The following is a 19,279-nucleotide window of genomic DNA, read 5'->3' on the forward strand; positions in this document are numbered from 1 at the left end:
ACCGGCCGGCGCCACCTAGAGGTGGTACCGGCCGGTCTTTCTAATTGGGCACGATCGACGGATTTGGGTTCTGAACCCTAATCTGGGCCGAAAAACTCATGATCCGTCGATGTTAAACCCTAGAGGAACTTATCTCCACGCCAACCGGCCCATCAGTGTGAGCCACCACTATTACCGTGCGCTGGGGTTTTGCCCCGGGCAGTTCCTCGTGCAGAAGCATCTGCAACAGCGAGTCAGCCGAGGCGGGGTCAAGGTGGGCGGTGGGCTCGTCGAGAAGCAAAACATCGGCTTCACTGCACAGCGCGCGGGCTAATAATAGGCGGCGGCGCTGACCAGCTGAGAGCGATTCGGTGCCATCCGCGAGGACAAAGTCCAGGTCGAACTCGAAGCAGACGGCGCGAAGCGTCTCTTCCATGAGTGCATCTGATGCCTGGGGTGCGGCAACCCGGATATTTTCGCGCACCGAGGTGGAAAATAGCCACGCGTCTTCGGCGAAGAACCGTGCGCCGAAAGGCTTCGTCACGGAACCGGAAGCTTCCGGAAGCAATCCCGCCACAGTTTGGAGCATCGTCGTTTTGCCACAGCCAGATGGCCCACGGACGAGCATGCGCTCACCCGCAGCGAGGTCAAAGTCCCACGCGGTAGCGCCCCACGCAGTGTGCAAATCCCGCGCAGAAACCGTCGCAGTATCCTCGCGCGCGGGTTCAGGCGCAGCGGGAGCTTCTACGAGCCGACGCAACCGAGCCGCCGAAATCTTGGCTTCCTCAGCGTGCACGGCTGCCTCCGCGAGAGGGCCATGGGCCTCGAAAGCTGCCAGCGGGATCATCACAAGCATGCCCAGCCAGACCGGCTCGCCCGTATATGAGGTCACGCCAACCAGCGTGACCAGCAGCGCCGCCAGCCCAGTCGCCCAGGCTTGAATCCCTTCGGACAGAGCAAGCGGGCGTTGCGCGGCGACTGATTCAGCGGTCGAACGCCTCGAGGCGGCTAGGGCCGAAGTCAGTTGCTCCTCCGCTTTTCCCGCGGCGAAGTACTCAGCGCGATGTTCAAGCACCGCATCGAGTCGAACATGGAACTCGTCGCTCGCCTCCACATTGTGCGACCCGCGCGAGACTCGGACAGCGATGGCAGGAATCAGCAGCCCAGTCACTGCAAACGCCACCGCCATCACTACAGCGGCCAGCGGGCTGAGCCACACGGTGAACACCAGCGCGGCGAGCGAAAGCACGACAGCAACACCTATGGGAACGACGGTGCGCACGACGAGGTCGGTGATGCGCTCGGTGTCGTTGACAAGACGCACGTGTCCTTCGCCGCGGGTCGTTCCGCTTGACGACGACGCCAGCGCGTCGTAGATCTTCGCCCGCAGCGTGGTCAGGGCGCTGAGCCCCAGCTTGTGCGATACCAGCCGATCGAGGTACCGGAATACAGCCCGCGAGATACCGAGGGCGCGCACAGCAGTGATTGCCACGGAGAGGTGGAGCACGGGAGGCATCTCCCAGGCCCTAGTAATCAACCAGCCCGACAGCACCGTCAACGTGAGTGCAGAGAGCAGCGTGATGGAACCGGCGAGGGCCGCCCAGACAATATCGCGACGACGCACACCTGCGAGGCGGAGCAGGAAACGAAGATCGCTCATAGCCAGATCACCTCGTCGGCCTCTGCGTAGAGGCGTTCGTCGTGGGAGGCGACCACGACGGTCTTGCCGCTGCGTGCTTGGGCGCGGAGTGCTTCCAAGGCTGTGCGTGCCAATTCGGGGGACAGGTGGGCGGTGGGCTCGTCGAGAAGCAAAACCTGTGCCGAACTGGCGAGCGTGCGCGACAGCCCGACGCGCTGGAGCTGCCCGGCCGAGATCCCCTCACCGGACGGGCCGACTTGTTGATCTAGGGGAATGTCGAGTCCTACTGCCTCGCGGGAGTCACTAGTGGTGGCGGTGCCTATCAGCGTGAGATTGTCCTCGACGTCGCCGGGGACGGTTGCGGGGCGCGCGGGCAAATAGGCGACGTGCCCGGTCACGGAAATGGAGCCGGTGACCTTGTCGTCGGGAAGCAAGCCGAGCGCTGCGAGGAACACCGTCGATTTGCCGGAGCCGTTCGGACCGGCCAGCACAGTGATGCGGCCGGGAAGCGCATCGAAGGAGAGATGCTCTGGGCGTATCCCGTCGCGACCACTGACGGAGAGGCCTTCGGCGCGCACACCTGGCACTCCGTGGGTGAGATAGGTTCCGGTGGCACTCGGCTTGGCGTCGATAAGTGTGAGGAGTTGATCGGCGGCCTCGAGCCCGTCGACGGCGGAGTGATAATTCGTGCCCACCTGGCGCACGGGATTGAACACCTCGGGGACAATAATCAGCACGACCAACCCAGCAAGCAGGCTCATCTCGCCGTAGACCAGCCGCAGCCCGATGCTCACTGCTACGAGTGCGACGGAAAGAGTGGCCAAAAACTCGAGGGCAAACGAGGAGAGGAAGGCCAGCCGCAGCACACCCATGGTGGCCTTCTCATGACGCTTGCCGGTCTCGCGGATCTGTCGGGCTGGGCGTTGCGTGGCATGCAGCGCGCGCAGTGTTGGCGCACCGGAGAGCAAGTCGGCGAGTTGGTCCCCGAGTCCTGCAGTTACCTTCAGGCGGCGTTCGGTATGGGTTGCTGTGAGCTTGCCAATCAGGATCATGAACGCTGGGATGAGCGGCAAAGTGACTAAAGCGAATAGCCCGGAGATCCAATCGAAGACAAAGATCACAATTAACACGGTGGGTGTGGCAATGGCCAACGCGATCAGCGACGGGAGGAACTCGGACAGGTAGGGGCGAAAGTCCTCGAGCCCGCGAGTGAGGATATGGCGCCACGATGCCGCGTTGGACTGCACCTCGCGGGGGTCGCGCCGGGCGAGTGCGCGCAGTCCTTGCTCGCGCAGCGTATCTACAGTTTCGCCGACGGCAAGATGCGAAGCACGCTTCGCCAACCAGGCGACCGCCCCGTGTGCTGCAACCACGAACAACAAGGCGAGGAAGAGAGCGGGGTAGTTCGCCTCGCGTCCCTCAATCGCGGAAGCAACAATGATGCCGAGGAGGACCCCACGGGCGACCACTAGCACGGTAGTCAGGGCTTGGGTGAGCCCAGTGCGCACGATAAGTCTGCGCACCGGGGGAGCTACACGAATGAGTCGGGAATCAACCGGGCTTGCCACGACTTAGACCTTCACCCGTTTCCTAAATGACCAGTACGCCCAGCCCTGCCCCACCAAGATAACGGGCACGAAGATCAAGGCTCCCCAGCTCATCACCTTCAGGGTGTACGGGCTCGACGACGCGTTGTAGATATCCCAGCCAGCGAATTGGCTTGTCGACGGCATGACGTCAGGGAAGAGCGAACCAAAGAGCATGACTCCCACACCGACGACGGTCAGCGCGGTGAAGGCAAAAGCCCAGCCATCATGGGCACGGTAGAGAGCGACAATGGCGGCCAGCAAAGTCAGGACGGTGAGCCCCAAGACGATCCAAGTCCAATCAGCGCCGACGCTCAATTGCAGCCAAACAATATAGACAGCTGCGACCACCACGGTCGGGGCCACGAGTGCCTTTTTCGCCAGCCCGTGCATCCGGCTGCGCAGCGGATCTTCTGCTTTGTACCCAATAAACATGGCGCCGTGCAGCATGAACAGCAAAACAAATGCGAGTCCGCCTAGCAGAGGCAATGGAGTGAACAGTCCAATAAAGCCGTCCGTGAATGAATTGATGCGGCCGGCCTCATTGATCGGAACACCGACCACAATGTTGGTAAAAATCACGCCCCATAAGAAAGCAGGGACGTAGGAACCAATCATGGTGCCGATATCGCAGCGCTTTCGCCACTGATATGTATTCACCTTGGAGCGCCATTCGATGGACACGCCACGAATAATCAGCGACACCAAGAGCAGCAGCAGTGGGAGATAGAACCCCGAGAAAAGCGTGGAGTACCACTCCGGGAAGGCCGCGAAGATGGCGCCGGCGCCGACAATCAACCAGACTTCGTTGCCGTCCCACACCGGCCCGATGGTGGTCATTTGCGCCGTACGACGCAGATCGTTTTCCTCCTTGTCTTTGCCACCAACAAAGGGCAGCAACATGCCTACACCGAAGTCGAAACCTTCAAGGACGAAGTAGCCGATGAAGAAGAATGCAATAGCGAAAAACCATAAGGTGTTCAGATCCATCTACTTCTCACCCTCATTATCGCTCGCTTCGGTTTTCAGAGCTGTTGAGCCGCTTTGCGACGATTGACTGCCACCGGATTCAGCGCCCGGGGAGTCATCGCTAAACGTCAACGGAGTCAGATCCGAATCGTCGCCCGGACCGTAAGTCACCTCAGCGATGTGGTCGGCATCTCCCTTGCGGATGCCCGGCTGGTCCAGCCCGTAGCGCACGTACTTGCGCATGAGCCAGAACCATACGATGGCCAGGACACCGTAGAGCAGCGTGAAGGTGGACAGACTGAGCAGTACCTGCCACGGTTCGTGGTCGGAGACGCCGTAATCGACGATCATGTGGATGTTTTGTTCGCCGCCTGGGGAGTTGGCGCCCTGGAATTCTGGATTGGGGTGCACAACCCACGGTTGGCGACCCATTTCGGTAAAGATCCAGCCGGAGAAGTTAGAAATCCATGGGGCGGGCAGTGCTACTAGGCACGCGATCTGGATCCAGCGCGCTGCTGGTACGCGGTTCTTCCGCGTTTTCCATAGCGCGACAAGTGCCATGATGATGGGCACGACCATGAACCCAATCATGAGGCGGAAAGACCAGTAGGTGACGAAGAGGTTGGGAATGTAGTTTCCTGGCCCATACAGGTCCTGGTATTGCGCATTAAGCTCGAGCGCGCCCTGCAATTCAACACCAGTGAACTTTCCTTCCGCGAGGTAGGACAAGACGAAGGGGACGTCGAGCAGGTGCACCGCGGTGTCGCAGTTATTCATTGTGGACACGGACAGCACAGAGAAGTACGGATCCATTTCGGTGTGACACAGTGCCTCGGCAGATGCCATCTTCATTGGTTGCTGCTGGAACATGAGCTTGGCTAGAAGGTCACCAGTGAGCGAAACGCCCACGGTGGCAATTAGGATGACCCAGGCACCGAAGCGGGTCAGTTTGCGCCAGATGGTGTGCGCTGTCCCCTCGGGGTCACCTTTGCGTTTTTCTTTCACCATCCACCATCCGGCGATGCCGCAGACAAAGGTGCCCGCGAGCATCCAGGCCGCGAAGATGGCGTGAGGAGTTGCCTGAAGGGCAGTCGGATTGGTCAATAACGCCCAAATATCTACTAACTCTGCTCGGTCGTTGTCGGGGTTATACACGGCTCCCACGGGATGCTGCATGAACGAGTTCGCCACGATGATGAAGTAGGCAGAGACGTTGACGGCGATGGCGACAGTCCAAATCGATGCTAAGTGTGCCCATTTGGGGACTCGCCCCCAACCGAAGATCCAGACGCCAAGGAAGATTGACTCGAAGAAGAAAGCTGCGAGTCCCTCAAAAGCGAGCGGGGCACCGAAGACATCGCCGACGAAGCTGGAGTACTCGGACCAGTTCAATCCGAATTGGAACTCCTGCACGATGCCGGTGACAACGCCCATGGCGAAGTTGATGAGGAAGAGGTTGCCGAAGAATCTGGTCGCGCGGTACCAGGCTTCATCATTGGTGCGGTGCCACATTGTTTGCATGATGGCCACCATGGGGGCAAGTCCCATGGTCAAGGGGACAAATATGTAGTGGTAGACAGTTGTAATCCCGAACTGCCAGCGAGATATATCAACTAGGTCAAGTTCCATGAACTTTTCTCCAAGACGGTCAGTGTGCGCTGAGCCACCGCAATGTTGCGAACGGCTTCCATCAGCATCAATTCACGGGAAGAATATATTTCCCTTGTAATCGTCTGTCGTGAATTCTTTGCCAATAGTTCCCATTTGTGAAGGTTGACCTATAAAGGGGTCAACCATGGAAAATGGGTCCGATTTCTTCTCTAGAAAGCGAGGCGCTAGGATATTTCCGACGGGCCTTTAGCTCAGTTGGTAGAGCTACGGACTTTTAATCCGCAGGTCGCGGGTTCGATCCCCGCAGGGCCCACAACACAAGCCTCGAAATGTCGCTAGTATTAGACATTTCGAGGCTTCTGCATTTAGTAGTTGCGAGATTTGCGGCGATGAAGGGTGTGATTGTTATCATGGATTTAGTTCGAGTCATGTGACCATTTATCTATTTTAAACATATGATGAAACTAATACATTTGGTATTGCTCACAAAACTTGTTTATTTAACTGAGGGCCAAATCAGGGTGCCCCTTGCGGTAAATGTCAGTCCAGTGAAGGTCAAGGGGGAAGGGAAAGCATGACAAATAAGGTGTCAAGTAAAGGGATACCTTTCCAGAACAAGTGTCAGCTGGTGCTGGATGACGAAATCCGGGCGATTTATGATGAATTAAATCCGCCGGAATCCCCACTTTGGTACCAATTTGGTGTTGGGCAAGGAAACGGCACAACCGTAGTGATCTTCCCCGCTGAATGCGAAGGCAGCTATACGGAGTCGGAATACCAGGCGTTTTTAGAAGATTGCTCCACTTTGGAGTCAGTGGGGTACGCCATCCAGCGCGCGAATTTTGGCCGCAGCGAAGGGCTTGTTGTCCTGTATCTGCGACTCGGTGATGGCGACGTAACTGGGGAAGAAGAAGGCGGCCTCCTCGAGTGGGTGCATCAGGTTTTGCCGGCTGGTGCCACGCACTTATGGGAAGATATTCGCGAAATTGATTCCCGAGTCCTGCAGTTTTCCCTGCCTGTGTTTCATAGTTCCGAAGTTGAATACTTAGAAAAAGCCTTGAAGGCTTTGCAAAATGCAGGATGGATTGTGGATGTCAGAACTAAAGGTGAATCTATGACATGCAACCTTATGGCTCCACTGCCCGGTGAACGTCCCGCCAACGTAATTCAAGCCTTGTCCCGTGTGACGTGGGGAACGGATTACACAAAGATGTTGGCCGAAGGTACCGAGGCCGATGGGATGCTGGTTTTGGATTCGGCGGAAGTGTCCAACGAATCGATGCAAACGGCATTTGCCTTGGCTGCAAAGGCCCATGCGCAGGGGTGGGCCGTGAAACGAAAGTCGAACATTTCTTCCGGCGAAGACATCATTACTTTTCAGCCTCCGCGCGGCTTGATCGCTCCGCGGTAACCATAAACCCAACGAATGTTATCGGAATGTAATATTTCCGAATTACGTGCAGGCCAATACACATGAGCTGAGCGTCTGAAAGCGTTCGAGGGGCGGGAAATCGTCGTAAATTATTTGCCCTTCATACATGCGCAAAGCATTATTTCTTCCTGTCAAAGATTAGTATTCCCGAAACAGGAAGGTTCTCCCAGATGGGCGAGAACACGAACCCAAAACAGCCGCCGCGCCAAGCGCCGGAAGACGAAACGATCGTACTGCGTCGACATAACCGCATATATCCGCGACCGCAGCTCGAGCGCATGCGTAAAGCCGTCACGGGTGAGCGCTCCATCCACCCGGCTCTTGTGCCTGGCATCAGCGTCGAAGAGACTGACCGTAGCCACCCCACCAATCGCGTCGTGTTCCTCGTCGCGCTTACGGTGAGCTTGGCGGTTGTCGCATGGGCCTTCATTTCCCCCGATTCCATCAACGCGTTCGGCGTAGCCGCGCAGTCGTGGGTCGTCCAGAACCTCGGCTGGGCGTTTACGCTCACTGTGCTCGGTGCGACCATTTTCATGCTCGTCGTCGGCTATGGCCCGACAGGAAATATTCGCTTGGGCTCTGACGATTCGGGCCCCGAATTTTCTACACTGACGTGGATTTCCATGTTGTTTGCGGCAGGCCTGGGCATCGGTCTCATTTTCTACGGCCCGATGGAGCCGTTAACTCACTTCAATAACCTGCCGCCGGCTTTTGACGGCGAGGACATCGCCAGTGGCACCCGCGCTGCAGCAGAACCTGGTATCGCGACGGGCATCTTGCATCAGGGATCTTTCCCGTGGGTGCTCTACTCCTTCGTCGGCGGCGCGATCGCCTATTCCGCTTATCGACGAGGGCGCCTACCCCTGATCTCCGGCGTATTCGAGCCGGTCTTCCCGGATGCACCGAACCACCCAGTGGGCAAGATCATCGACATTTTTGCCGTGCTGGTGACCCTGTTTGGCACCGCTACCTCGCTGGGTATCGGGGCACTACAGATTCAAACGGGCACCTCAATCGTCACCGGCAATGATCTCTCGGGCAACGGCATAGTCGTGGCCATCATTGCTATTCTCACCGTCTTGTTTACCTTCTCCGCTGTTACCGGGGTGAAGAAAGGCGTGCGCATTCTCTCCAACGTGAACATGGCGCTGGTGGTGGCCATGGCCGGCTTCGTATTCATCCTCGGCCCGACCGTCTTCCTGCTCGATCTCATTCCATCGACGCTGATGACTTTTGTCAGCCACGTGCCCGAGTTCTTTGCCGTCGCCCCAAGTCAGGGCGCGGTAGAAGCGGAGTTCGTCACCGCGTGGACCATGCTGTTTTGGGCCTGGTGGATTTCCTGGTCGCCCTTCGTCGGGATGTTCTTTGCGAAAATCTCTAAGGGTCGCACCCTGCGCCAGTACGTGACGGTGACGGTGTTTGCTCCGGCCTCGATTACCGCGCTGTGGTTTATCATCTTCGGTGGCACGTCGATCTGGCAGGTCCTTAACGGACTCGAGCTGGAGATCAAAGAGTCGGGAGAGAACGTGATGTTTGATCTCTTCGGCAACCTACCCCTTGGACCATTTATGCAAGTAGTTACCTTGATCGCGATTGCCATCTTCTTTGTCACCGCTGGCGATTCGACCACTAACGTGTTGGGCTCGATGTCGCAGAATGGTCGCCCGGTTCCTTCGCGCAGCGTGACCATCATTTGGGGTGCCGCCTTGGGACTGATCGCCATGGCGCTGCTTTTGGCCGGTGGGCAAAACGCGCTGTCGGGTCTGCAGTCGATCATGGTGGCGTCATCGATCTTCTTCGTTGTGATCATCTGGGGGATGGGCTGGTCCTGGGCGCACGATCTACGCAACGACCCGCTGATCATCAGGCGCAAGTACGGGCTTGAAGCCATCCGCCAGGGTGTGAAACGCGGTATCGACGAACACGGCGACGATTTCGTATTCGGCACCGATCGTGTTGCTTCAGAGGAAGGCGCCGGCGCCAAGTTCGATTCCGAGGACGAAGCCCTTACCGAGTGGTACACGGAACACAAAGACGACGACTCGCGCTAGAGCTCACGCAAGCCAAACAATTATAGTGGCATCCATGGAGGATGCCACTATTCGTTTAGCTAAACCAGACGACGGCGAGGAACTCGCCGTATTATTACGGGCCTTCAACGCTGAGTTCGACGAACCAACGCCGGCCGCCGCTGTCCTTGCCGAGCGGATCTCGCGCGCGCTCGCAGGGGACTCCGCGTTCTGTGTAGTTGCCGGAGACCCCATCGTTTCCTTCGGGTTTGTCACCCTGCGTCCCTCGCTGTGGACCGCCGGTCAAGCAGCGCTTCTCGACGAGTTGTATACCGTTCCCGGGCGCCGCAGCAAAGGCATCGGCGGGCAGGTCTTTGACATGATTTTGAGTGAGGCTCGTGCTCGCGGGGTCGAGGACCTGCAGACCCCCGTCGACGAAGCGGATCACGATGCGCACCGTTTCTACGAACGCCACGGATTTCCGGTGATCCGCCCCGCGACGGGGGATCGAGCTTTACTTCTCGAGTACGCGGGCCGTGCTGGCCTCGGGGGAGAGATCTAGTCGGCGCAGCGTCTGTGCGTTGATCGCCACCACAACCGTGGACAACGACATCAAGATGGCGCCCACGCTCATCGGCAAGATAAATCCGATTGGGGCCAGAACGCCTGCTGCCAGCGGTACCGAGATGATGTTGTAGCCCGCTGCCCACCACAGGTTTTGCACCATCTTGCGGTAAGTAGCATTCGAGAGCTCGATGACTGAGACCACAGAGCGTGGATCGGAGGACGCCAGGACCACGCCAGCTGATGCCACTGCCACATCGGTGCCTGCACCGATTGCAATACCCACATCGGCCTTCGCCAGCGCCGGTGCGTCGTTGACACCGTCGCCGACCATGGCCACCTTGCGACCTTCTTGTTGCAGCTCAGCAACCTTCGCGGACTTGTCTTCGGGACGTACTCCGGCGAAGACACGGTCGATGCCCAGCTCCGTTGCTACGGAGTTTGCCACAGCCTCGGCATCGCCGGTGATCATGACCACCTGTACACCCAGCTTGTGCAGCGCGTCGACGGCTTCACGGGACTCTGGGCGAATGGCGTCTGCCAACCGGAGCGCGCCGATTACCTGTCCATCGACAAGCACGTGCAAGATAATCGCACCTTCATCGCGCCACTGTTCTACCTCGGGCAGTTCCGTCGCCCCTTCCTGCTCCAGCAGGTACGGGCCGCCGACCTGGACCACATGGTCGTCGATAAGCGCGCGAACGCCTACCGCCGGTGAGGAACTGAAGTCTGTCGCCGTCGACTGCGTCAGACCCCGGGCCTCGGCGCTGCGAACGATCGCTGTAGCCAGTGGGTGCTCGGATGCGGACTCGGCGCTAGCGGCCAGCTGCAGGATCTGATCCTCGGTGTACTCGTTGTTGGCAGGAACAATCGCGGTGACCTCAGGGGAGCCCTCGGTCAGGGTGCCGGTCTTGTCGAACAGAACCGTATCAACGTTGCGCATATTCTCCAGGGCGAGGCGATCCTTGATCAGGACACCGCCACGAGCAGCGCGCTCGGTTGCGATGGAGACGACCAGTGGGATGGCCAGGCCGAGAGCGTGAGGACAAGCAATGACCAGCACCGTAATCGTGCGCACGACGGCGGACTCGGGGTAGCCCAGGGTGGTCCAGACGATCGCCGTGATGATTGCTGCAGTAACGGCGTACCAAAACAGCCAGCCGGAGGCTTTATCTGCGATGCGTTGAGCGCGTGACGACGAATTCTGCGCATCACTGACCAGCTGGCGGATACCGGCCAACGTGGTGTCGTCGCCAACTGCGGTGATTTTGACCTGCAGCGCGGAGTCCGTCGAGACCGTACCTGCGACGACGTTGTCGCCCTCGCTGCGGCGCACTGCGCGGGACTCACCGGTGACCATAGATTCGTCTAAGTGAGCTTCACCATTGACGATCTCGCCGTCAGCCGGCACGGTCGCGCCGGGACGGACGAGGACGATATCGCCGACCGCGAGATCATTTGGTGACACCGAGACGATTTCACCCGAAGCGTCGAGCTTTTCAGCGGTATCAGGCAGCAGCTCAGCCAAGCTCTCAAGCGCGGAGGAGGTTTGAGCGAGCGAGCGCATCTCAATCCAGTGGCCCAGCAACATAATGACGATCAACAGCGCCATTTCCCACCAGAAGTTCAGCTCGTGGGAGACAAGGCCCAAGGTGGCCGCCCAGGAGGCAAAGAACGCAACGGTAATGGCGAGCGCCACCAGCATCATCATGCCGGGGGAGCGCTGCTTAAATTCATCCCATGCACCTGTTAGGAATGGGCCTCCACCCCAGACGTACATGACGGTGCCCAGAATAGGAGAAACCCAACGGACCCACTCGCCGGCGGGGAGCGTGTACCCGATGATGTCGGCGAACATGTCGTTGAAGATCACGACAGGAAGGGCGATGACCAGCATGATCCAGAAGAGGCGACGGTACATGGCGACGTGGCCGGCATGGCCTCCGTGGCCCTCGTGTCCCATATGACCCTCGTGACTCTCGTGGCCGCTATGATCCATCGTGCTGTGGTCCATATGCTCGTGATGATCGTGGCTGTGCGTATTTGCTACATGCTCTGCAGCATGTCCTTGAGTATGACCTTGGCTATGTCCTTGGTGCTCCGAGTTCTTCATAACCTCGAGAATATACCCCACGGGGGTATATGTCAATAGGTAGTTTCAAAGTTGATGCGTTCAGGTATTCGTCGTGAAGCATATGTCGTGATCTATAGTGTCGGAGTCGCCTCACCCTGGCGATTTGAAAGCGGTATCCCCAACATTAGGCTCACCGCGCATTGGCCTATTGTTTGCAGTTTTTCATGGAGACACCTTTATGTCTATTACTTCCGACGCAGCACGCGAAAAAGAGGATCGCTCAGCTGCGCTGGCCGTCACTGCCTTTCCGCTTTTCATTCTTGCGGGAACGGTGATTGCCTTCTTCTTTCCAGACCCCTTCTTGCCTCTCGGGGACTACATCACACTCTTCTTGATGATCATCATGTTTGGCATGGGGCTGACGCTCACCATTCCGGACTTTAAAGTGATTGCGAAGCGCCCGCTGCCGGTTCTGATCGGTGTGGTCGCCCAATTTGTCATCATGCCGCTGCTGGCAGTTGCCGTTGCCAGGTTGCTGAACCTGAGTCCTGAGCTCAGCATCGGTCTGCTGATGCTGGGATCGGTTCCTGGAGGCACCTCCTCGAATGTGATTGCCTACCTGGCGAAGGGCGATGTCGCGCTTTCCGTGGCGATGACATCCGTTTCGACCTTGGTATCGCCGATTATGACGCCACTGCTCATGCTCTGGCTCGCCGGCGAAAGGACTGACGTTGACGCACAGGGAATGGCCATCACTTTGGCGCAAACCGTCCTGCTGCCAGTGATCGGTGGCTTGGTTATTCGCTACTTCTTCGACTCTTTTGTGGCAAAGATTTCGCCGCTGCTGCCGTGGATCTCGATCCTTGGTATCGGTGGAGTGGTGTTCCCAACCGTTGCCGGAAATGTGGAGCGTCTCGCACAGGTGGGCATGATTGTCTTCGTCGCCGTCCTGCTGCATAACGTGTGCGGTTATATCCTGGGCTATTTCACTGGCAGGTTGTTCAAGATGCCGGAAGCGCAATCGCGCACGATGGCTATTGAGATCGGTACTCAGTCCGCGGGCCTGGCGTCGGGTATGTCCCTAAAATTCTTCTCCCCTGAGGCTGCGCTGCCCGGTGCGGTGGCGGCCGTGCTGCATAACATCACCGGCGCGGTCTACGCTGCCGTGATGCGGCGAATTCCAGTTGACCGTAATGAGCGGGCGGAAAAGGTAGAGAAAGTTACTTCACCATCCGCTTAATGGCGGTCATCGCTTCCGCGATCTTCTCGTCGGCTACGTCTCCACCTTCTTCGACGGCCCCCGTCACGCAGTGGTTAAGGTGGTCCTCGAGGAGGGCGAGGCCAACGTTTTCTAGCGCAGAGGTAATTGCGGAAATCTGAGTCAAGATGTCAATGCAATACTGGTCTTCGTCTATCATGCGGTGAATACCGCCTACCTGGCCTTGAATGCGTTTCACGCGGGCGAGGTACTTCGCGCGCTCAGCACTGTAGCCATGATCGGCGTGACATGCTTCTCCACTGGACGCTTCTAATTCAACTGCCGCAGCTGCTGCAGTGGGCTCGGAAGGGGCTAATGTTGTTGTGTTGGTTTCAGACATATGTCAATGATATGCCCTCATGGGGTATATGTACAGTAAGCGATCTGTAGAAGAAAGTCTGTTTGACCATACGTTTTGCATAACTATGGTCGGGTCGTATAACTTTAACGGAGTCGAGAAACGCTGACTACAGCGTGAAACGATGTTCTAGCTCCCATCGTCTAGAGGCCTAGGACTCCGCCCTTTCACGGCGGCAACACGGGTTCGAATCCCGTTGGGAGTACGGAGATTTCATCTCTAACAAATAAAGAAGGCCCTGTGGCGCAGTTGGTTAGCGCGCCGCCCTGTCACGGCGGAGGTCGCGGGTTCAAGTCCCGTCAGGGTCGCGTTTATTTACCAATACACCGGAACGTACTGCATTGAGCAGCATGTTCCGGTGTTTTTTCTATGGCAATCCTGTGGTGGTTGAAGTCGGGCTGGGTGGGTGCGCCAACTCCGGGCCCCCTCAGTCACGGTGGAGGATTCTCTTCAGCTGAAAAAGTGCTACCTGCCTGCTGATTTGTTGTTATTCGGCACTCCTGTGTAATGTATTAACTCGTGCGAAAGACAGTGTTAAACACTAGGTCAAACACTTAGAGAAACACTGGAAAGAGCACACAATTGAAGAAGGCCCTGTGGCGCAGTTGGTTAGCGCGCCGCCCTGTCACGGCGGAGGTCGCGGGTTCAAGTCCCGTCAGGGTCGCTGAAACGTGAAAGCGTTTCTGGCCAGATAGCTCAGTCGGTAGAGCACACGCCTGAAAAGTGTGGGGTCGCCGGTTCGATCCCGGCTCTGGCCACACTTCACACCCCCTTACCCCCGGTAAGGGGGTTTCGTGTTTCTTCGCCTAAAAACTGGATGATACTGGAGTAAGAACAGAATAAAGGTGTTTTTAGGGACGATAGGAGAGTGGCTTAGTGCGCACTGAAGTAGTTCATCAGCCGGAAAAGAACCGTTATGTCATTTGGGCAAACGGCCGGGAGGCTGGATACGCAGCTTATGAATACCGTTCGCACACGGTGCGCGATTTTAACCACACCGTGGTCGACCCAGCCTACCGAGGCCAGGGCTTGGCCACTACGCTCATCCTGGAAGCCCTCCAGGACACGCGTAAGGCCGGTCATACGGTAATTCCTTCATGCAGTGCTGTGGAACGCTTTATAAGCAAAAACGAGGCCTTTAAGGGCCTCGTTGAGAATAGCGTTGAGAACAGTTAAGCAAGAAGAATTAAGTAGTTAGAATTTCGGGCAACTAAATTACGTAGAAGCCCGGATCGACGAGCGGTTTATGCTCGTCCTTCTTCCGTGGCCGAATCTTTGCAGGAACTCCAATGGCGATGCTATCTTCGGGCACGTCCTTGGTAACCACCGCATTGGCGCCCACCGACGAACCCGCGCCGACGACCACCGGGCCGAGAATTTTTGCTCCCGCACCGACCGTGACACCATTTTCCAATGTGGGATGGCGCTTGGTTTGCGTCAGGACCTGCCCACCGAGAGTCACCCCGTGATACAGCATGACGTCATCGCCGATCTCGGCCGTCTCACCAATCACGATGCCCATGCCGTGGTCAATGAAGAAGCGCCGCCCGATGGTCGCGCCTGGGTGAATTTCAATACCCGTGAGGAAGCGATTAAATTGCGCAATAATGCGCGCAAGCCCCTTGAATCCCTTTTTCCAGAGGCTGTGGCAGAAGCGATGCATCCAGATCGCATGTAAGCCCGAGTAAACGATTGCGTTTTCAGCATCGCCCCGAGCGGCTGGGTCGTGGATCTTGGCGTTGGCCAAGTCTTCCCGAATCATCTTCACCACGTTAATCATGGGGCTTGAGTCTAGCAGCTCACAACACTTAAACCTTTGACGGATCGTTTTTATATTCAAAGCATCGCTTGACGGCGAAAAACCCACCTAACCAGCACAAAGCCGGAAAGGTGGGAATTCCTGGGATCAAACGAATTAGTCGCGGATGTCTTCGTACAGGATGGTCGAGACGTAGCGCTCGCCAAAGTCAGGAACGATTACAACGATGGTCTTGCCATTGTTCTCTTCCCGATCAGCCAGCTCCAGTGCGGCCTTGACTGCTGCGCCAGAGGAGATGCCGCCGAGGATGGCGTCCTTTACGGCCAGCTCGCGGGAAACGGCAACAGCATCCTCGTTGGAGACGGTGATGATCTCATCGACCTGGTTGCGATCGAAGGTGCCAGGGATGAAGTTAGCGCCAAGACCCTGGATCTTGTGAGCGCCAGCCTTGCCTTCGGAAAGCAGTGGGGAAGCGGCAGGCTCAACTGCGACGTTGACGATCTCTGGCTTCTGCTCCTTGAGGTACTTGCCTGCACCAGAGATGGTGCCGCCTGTGCCCACGCCTGCCACGAAGATATCAACTTCACCGTCGGTGTCATTCCAGATCTCAGGGCCGGTGGTGTTGTAGTGGATACGAGGGTTTGCCTCGTTCTCGAACTGGCTTGCCAGAATCGCGTTCTCGGTGGACTCGACGATCTCGTTTGCCTTGTCCACTGCACCCTGCATACCTGCGGAACCTGGGGTCAGGACAATCTCTGCACCAAATGCGCGGAGGACAACGCGACGCTCGTTGGACATGGTTTCTGGCATGGTCAGGATGACCTTGTAGCCGCGGGCTGCGCCGGCGAGCGCAAGCGCAATGCCAGTGTTGCCGGAAGTGCCCTCGACGATGGTGCCGCCTGGCTTCAGCTGGCCGGATTCTTCAGCTGCATCAACAATTGCCTTGCCGATACGATCCTTTACCGAGTTTGCTGGGTTGAAGAACTCCAGCTTTGCAAGGACGCGAGCGCCCTTACCCTCGGTGATGCCCTTCAGCTCTACCAGTGGGGTATTGCCGATTGTTTCAAGGATGTTGTCATACACCTTTGCCATGAGACGGTGCTCTCCTTTGTGATGAATATCAGTATGAATTGGTGTTTTATCCAGCCACTGAGCGAAACGCCGTGACTCTTCTGATCACTTTACACACAAGATATAGACAGAGTGGTATGCGATGAATAGACTATTAAGTTAGGGCAGGTAGGGCGAGGTTTTGTGAGGGGGTAATATGGGGGTGGAGTCCTGCTGGCGCGTCGGATCCCTAGCAGAAAAGATGAGGAATTCGATAGCGACTTTTTCTTCCCCCCCGATTAAGGGTATGCTCGGTAAGTGTTAACGAAAGACCGACTGAGCTTGCCCCCAGTGCGGGACACTCTTTCGGGGTTATACTCGACAGGAGAATTCATGGATTCGCAACGGGTCAAAGATGACGACGATGCCATTCGTGCAGCACTGACGTCGTTGAAAACGGCAACTGGGATCCCAGTGACTATGTACGGCACATTGCTGGTCGACAATCGGTTGCAGATCACACAGTGGATCGGCCTACGTACCCCCGCGCTTCAGAACTTGATTATCGATCCGGGTGCTGGCGTTGGCGGTAGGGTCGTCGCAACGCGCAGGGCGGTGGGCGTTTCCGATTACACGCGTGCAAACGTGATTTCCCACGAGCATGATCGTGCAATCCAGGATGAAGGCCTGCATTCTATTGTCGCCGTTCCGGTGATTGTGCAGCGTGAAATTCGGGGAGTTCTCTATGTCGGCGTGCATTCGCCAGTGCGCCTGGGTGACAAGGTCATCGAGGAAGTGACGGCCACAGCCCGAACGCTCGAGCAGGATCTCGCCGTCAATTCGGCGCTTCGACGTGCCGAGGGCGGAAAATCTGGGGCCAAAGCCGGGCGGGTCATGAATGGAGCCGAGTGGGAGCAAGTCCGTTCGACGCACTCCAAGCTCCGTATGTTGGCAAACCGCGTCGAAGACGAAACGCTCCGTAAGGAACTTGAGCAGCTTTGTGATCAGATGGTTTCGCCGGTGAGAGTGAAGCAGTCGACGAAGCTATCAGCTCGCGAGCTCGATGTGTTGTCCTGCGTTGCTTTGGGGCATACCAATGTTGAAGCGGCCGAAGAGATGGGAATTGGCGCCGAAACGGTCAAGTCTTATCTGCGAAGCGTCATGCGTAAGCTCGGGGCGCATACGCGCTACGAGGCCGTTAATGCCGCGCGCAGGATCGGCGCGCTGCCCTAAAGATTCTTCGCTTCTAATTCTGTAGGGTAGGAAACGTGAAGGAACGTTTTCTAGTGACAGGCGGGGCCCGACTTCAGGGCTCCGTACGCGTTGATGGTGCAAAAAATAGTGTGCTGAAGCTGATGGCTGCTGCACTCTTGGCGGAGGGGACCACAACGCTCAATAACTGCCCCGAGATCCTCGACGTGCCGTTGATGAAAGACGTGCTCGAAGGTCTTGGGTGCACCGTTGCTATTGATGGGCAGACGGTCACCATCGATACGCCGGCAGAACTGTCTTCCCACGCTGACTTTGATGCAGTCCGCCAATTCAGGGCGTCAGTCTGTGTACTCGGTCCGCTCACTGCACGGTGTGGCGAGGCGATCGTCGCCCTTCCAGGCGGAGACGCAATCGGTTCGCGGCCATTGGACATGCATCAGTCGGGCCTAGAGAAGTTGGGTGCAACCACCCACATTGAACATGGTGCCGTGGTCGCTCGGGCGGAAAAACTCGTCGGCGCAGACATTAAACTCGACTTCCCATCTGTCGGGGCAACCGAGAACATCTTGACGGCAGCCGTGATGGCTGAGGGGAGCACCACGCTAGATAACGCGGCGCGCGAACCCGAGATAATTGATTTGTGCAACATGCTCAACTCGATGGGGGCAAAGATCTCCGGTGCAGGTACTTCGACGTTGGTCATTGAAGGCGTTGACCATCTTGAGCCCACCACCCATACGGTCGTCGGTGACCGCATTGTTGCGGGAACATGGGCCTACGCAGCAGCTGTGACCCAAGGCGACATTGTTGTTGGCGGTATCCAGCCGCGCTACCTACACCTGGCGTTGGAAAAGCTGAAGAGTGCCGGAGCTGAGGTGGAAACTTATGACCTGGGTTTCCGAGTCCGCATGGATCATCGTCCTCGCGCGGTCGACTATCAAACCTTGCCTTTCCCAGGTTTCCCTACCGATCTCCAACCAATGGCTATTGGTATTTCTGCCATTGCTAACGGCACGTCCGTGATTACAGAGAATGTCTTCGAGTCGCGATTCCGTTTCGTCGACGAGATGCTGCGCTTGGGTGCCGACGCGAATGTTGATGGCCACCATGTGGTCATCCACGGCAAAGAGCAGCTTTCATCTACCGATGTCTGGGCATCAGACATCCGCGCTGGAGCCGGACTCGTGCTGGCGGGTCTCGTCTCCGATGGAGTGACAACAGTCCACGATGTCCATCACATCGACCGTGGATACCCACATTTCGTTGAAAAACTTAATTCACTGGGCGCCGCCGTCGAACGGGTCCAAGAATAGCGAATATAACTCATCGCCAGGTCTGCAATTTATATGCAATGACCTGGCGATTTGTTGTTGTGTTGGTGGGTGTGTAGATTTATGTGAGTCAGCGAGACCGACAACGCCCCGCTAAGGCCTACAGGGTCTGGTGAGATGGTGGTCAGGAAAACTACCGCTGGACTAAGAAATTAAGTTGTTTGCCGAGAACATGGTTTTGACTTTCGTTCAGATTGTGTTTAAGGTTGATCAAGCTGCTTCAGACAATGTTAACGCTTTGTTAACTGCGTGTGGGTGTGCAAGTGTTGTGTGAGAACTCGATAGTGTGCCAATGTACTTTTGTTTGTGTGTTGGTTTGTGTGCTTGGTTGTTTCCCTGCCGCATAGTTGCTGTCCTTTGGGATGGTTGTTGTGTTGGTGGGTGTGTGCCGGTCATGCTGCTGCTTCCGTGGTGGTGGTGTGTTTGTTTTTTCGGTGCGAGATGATTG

15 protein-coding genes and 5 tRNA genes are annotated in these 19,279 nt (G+C 57.1%); 12 read left to right on the plus strand and 8 right to left on the minus strand.

Translation table 11 applies throughout. The features are described 5' to 3' along the window. Positions 1-112: 112 nt before the first annotated feature. From cydC to A37O_RS15285, 4 genes are read right to left on the minus strand one after another with little or no spacing between them, the layout of a single operon-like run. Positions 113-1,639 (minus strand): thiol reductant ABC exporter subunit CydC, encoded by a 1,527-nt coding sequence (gene cydC, locus A37O_RS0110165; RefSeq protein ID WP_018297403.1) that lies wholly within the window; start codon positions 1,637-1,639, stop codon positions 113-115. Next, positions 1,636-3,186, minus strand: a complete 1,551-nt coding sequence (locus A37O_RS0110170) for an ABC transporter ATP-binding protein/permease (RefSeq protein WP_018297404.1) — start codon at positions 3,184-3,186, stop codon at positions 1,636-1,638. Before A37O_RS0110170 ends, cydC begins: the two co-directional genes overlap by 4 nt. Positions 3,187-3,189: 3 nt before the next feature. After that, positions 3,190-4,194 carry a cytochrome d ubiquinol oxidase subunit II gene (cydB, locus tag A37O_RS0110175; protein ID WP_018297405.1) on the minus strand — a complete coding sequence of 335 codons (1,005 nt, stop codon included), beginning with the start codon at positions 4,192-4,194 and terminating at the stop codon, positions 3,190-3,192. Continuing rightward, complete coding sequence (locus A37O_RS15285; RefSeq protein WP_033378029.1) at positions 4,195-5,802, minus strand: cytochrome ubiquinol oxidase subunit I; 1,608 nt, start codon at positions 5,800-5,802, stop codon at positions 4,195-4,197. It abuts the gene before it with no gap. 222 nt (positions 5,803-6,024) lie between these two features. Here A37O_RS15285 and A37O_RS0110185 point away from each other — a divergent pair. From A37O_RS0110185 to A37O_RS0110200, 4 genes are all read left to right on the plus strand, one after another. After that, positions 6,025-6,097: transfer RNA gene (locus A37O_RS0110185), tRNA-Lys, on the plus strand. Positions 6,098-6,358: 261 nt separating this feature from the next. Continuing rightward, positions 6,359-7,195, plus strand: a complete 837-nt coding sequence (locus A37O_RS0110190; RefSeq protein ID WP_156802564.1) for a hypothetical protein — start codon at positions 6,359-6,361, stop codon at positions 7,193-7,195. Positions 7,196-7,386: 191 nt separating this feature from the next. Further along, a complete protein-coding gene (locus A37O_RS0110195) occupies positions 7,387-9,267 on the plus strand; it encodes a BCCT family transporter (RefSeq protein WP_018297408.1) in 1,881 nt (626 codons plus the stop codon). A 34-nt stretch (positions 9,268-9,301) separates the two neighbouring features. Further along, on the plus strand, positions 9,302-9,787 hold the full coding sequence (locus tag A37O_RS0110200; RefSeq protein WP_026196302.1) for a GNAT family N-acetyltransferase: 486 nt from the start codon (positions 9,302-9,304) through the stop codon (positions 9,785-9,787). Here A37O_RS0110200 and A37O_RS15290 read toward each other — a convergent pair. Further along, positions 9,740-11,902, minus strand: a complete 2,163-nt coding sequence (locus tag A37O_RS15290; RefSeq protein ID WP_083912640.1) for a heavy metal translocating P-type ATPase — start codon at positions 11,900-11,902, stop codon at positions 9,740-9,742. The genes A37O_RS0110200 and A37O_RS15290 overlap by 48 nt on opposite strands. A 199-nt stretch (positions 11,903-12,101) precedes the next feature. Here A37O_RS15290 and A37O_RS0110210 point away from each other — a divergent pair, with 199 nt between their 5' ends. Beyond that, entirely contained in the window at positions 12,102-13,103 is a 1,002-nt protein-coding gene (locus tag A37O_RS0110210) for a bile acid:sodium symporter family protein (protein ID WP_018297412.1), read from the plus strand. On the opposite strand, the gene A37O_RS15300 is transcribed toward A37O_RS0110210, so the two are convergent. Next, a complete protein-coding gene (locus A37O_RS15300; RefSeq protein WP_018297413.1) occupies positions 13,084-13,461 on the minus strand; it encodes a metal-sensitive transcriptional regulator in 378 nt (125 codons plus the stop codon). The genes A37O_RS0110210 and A37O_RS15300 overlap by 20 nt on opposite strands. 150 nt (positions 13,462-13,611) lie before the next feature. Here A37O_RS15300 and A37O_RS0110220 point away from each other — a divergent pair. The 5 genes from A37O_RS0110220 to A37O_RS16250 all read left to right on the plus strand — a co-directional run bounded on the left by A37O_RS0110220 (position 13,612) and on the right by A37O_RS16250 (position 14,655). Continuing rightward, positions 13,612-13,684, plus strand: a tRNA-Glu gene (locus A37O_RS0110220). Positions 13,685-13,713: 29 nt separating this feature from the next. Then, positions 13,714-13,787, plus strand: a tRNA-Asp gene (locus tag A37O_RS0110225). A 282-nt stretch (positions 13,788-14,069) separates the two neighbouring features. Beyond that, a tRNA-Asp gene (locus tag A37O_RS0110230) sits at positions 14,070-14,143 on the plus strand. A 21-nt stretch (positions 14,144-14,164) separates the two neighbouring features. After that, positions 14,165-14,237, plus strand: a tRNA-Phe gene (locus tag A37O_RS0110235). 118 nt (positions 14,238-14,355) lie between these two features. Next, complete coding sequence (locus A37O_RS16250) at positions 14,356-14,655, plus strand: GNAT family N-acetyltransferase (RefSeq protein ID WP_083912641.1); 300 nt, start codon at positions 14,356-14,358, stop codon at positions 14,653-14,655. Positions 14,656-14,689: 34 nt separating this feature from the next. Here the strand turns inward: A37O_RS16250 and epsC are convergent, their stop codons facing one another. Next, entirely contained in the window at positions 14,690-15,259 is a 570-nt protein-coding gene (gene epsC / locus A37O_RS0110245) for a serine O-acetyltransferase EpsC (RefSeq protein WP_018297415.1), read from the minus strand. 135 nt (positions 15,260-15,394) lie between these two features. Further along, the gene (gene cysK, locus A37O_RS0110250) at positions 15,395-16,330 is read right to left on the minus strand and encodes a cysteine synthase A (RefSeq protein WP_018297416.1); all 936 of its coding nucleotides are present in this window, start codon (positions 16,328-16,330) and stop codon (positions 15,395-15,397) included. Positions 16,331-16,681: 351 nt separating this feature from the next. Here cysK and ramA point away from each other — a divergent pair, with 351 nt between their 5' ends. Both ramA and murA read left to right on the plus strand, forming a co-directional pair. Further along, positions 16,682-17,521 (plus strand): acetate metabolism transcriptional regulator RamA, encoded by an 840-nt coding sequence (ramA, locus tag A37O_RS0110255; protein ID WP_018297417.1) that lies wholly within the window; start codon positions 16,682-16,684, stop codon positions 17,519-17,521. Between the two features lie 35 nt (positions 17,522-17,556). After that, on the plus strand, positions 17,557-18,813 hold the full coding sequence (gene murA, locus A37O_RS0110260) for a UDP-N-acetylglucosamine 1-carboxyvinyltransferase (protein WP_026196303.1): 1,257 nt from the start codon (positions 17,557-17,559) through the stop codon (positions 18,811-18,813). Positions 18,814-19,279 lie beyond the last annotated feature (466 nt).

This window comes from Corynebacterium lubricantis DSM 45231, from assembly GCF_000379425.1.
In the GTDB taxonomy this organism is placed as follows: Bacteria; Actinomycetota; Actinomycetes; order Mycobacteriales; family Mycobacteriaceae; genus Corynebacterium; species Corynebacterium lubricantis.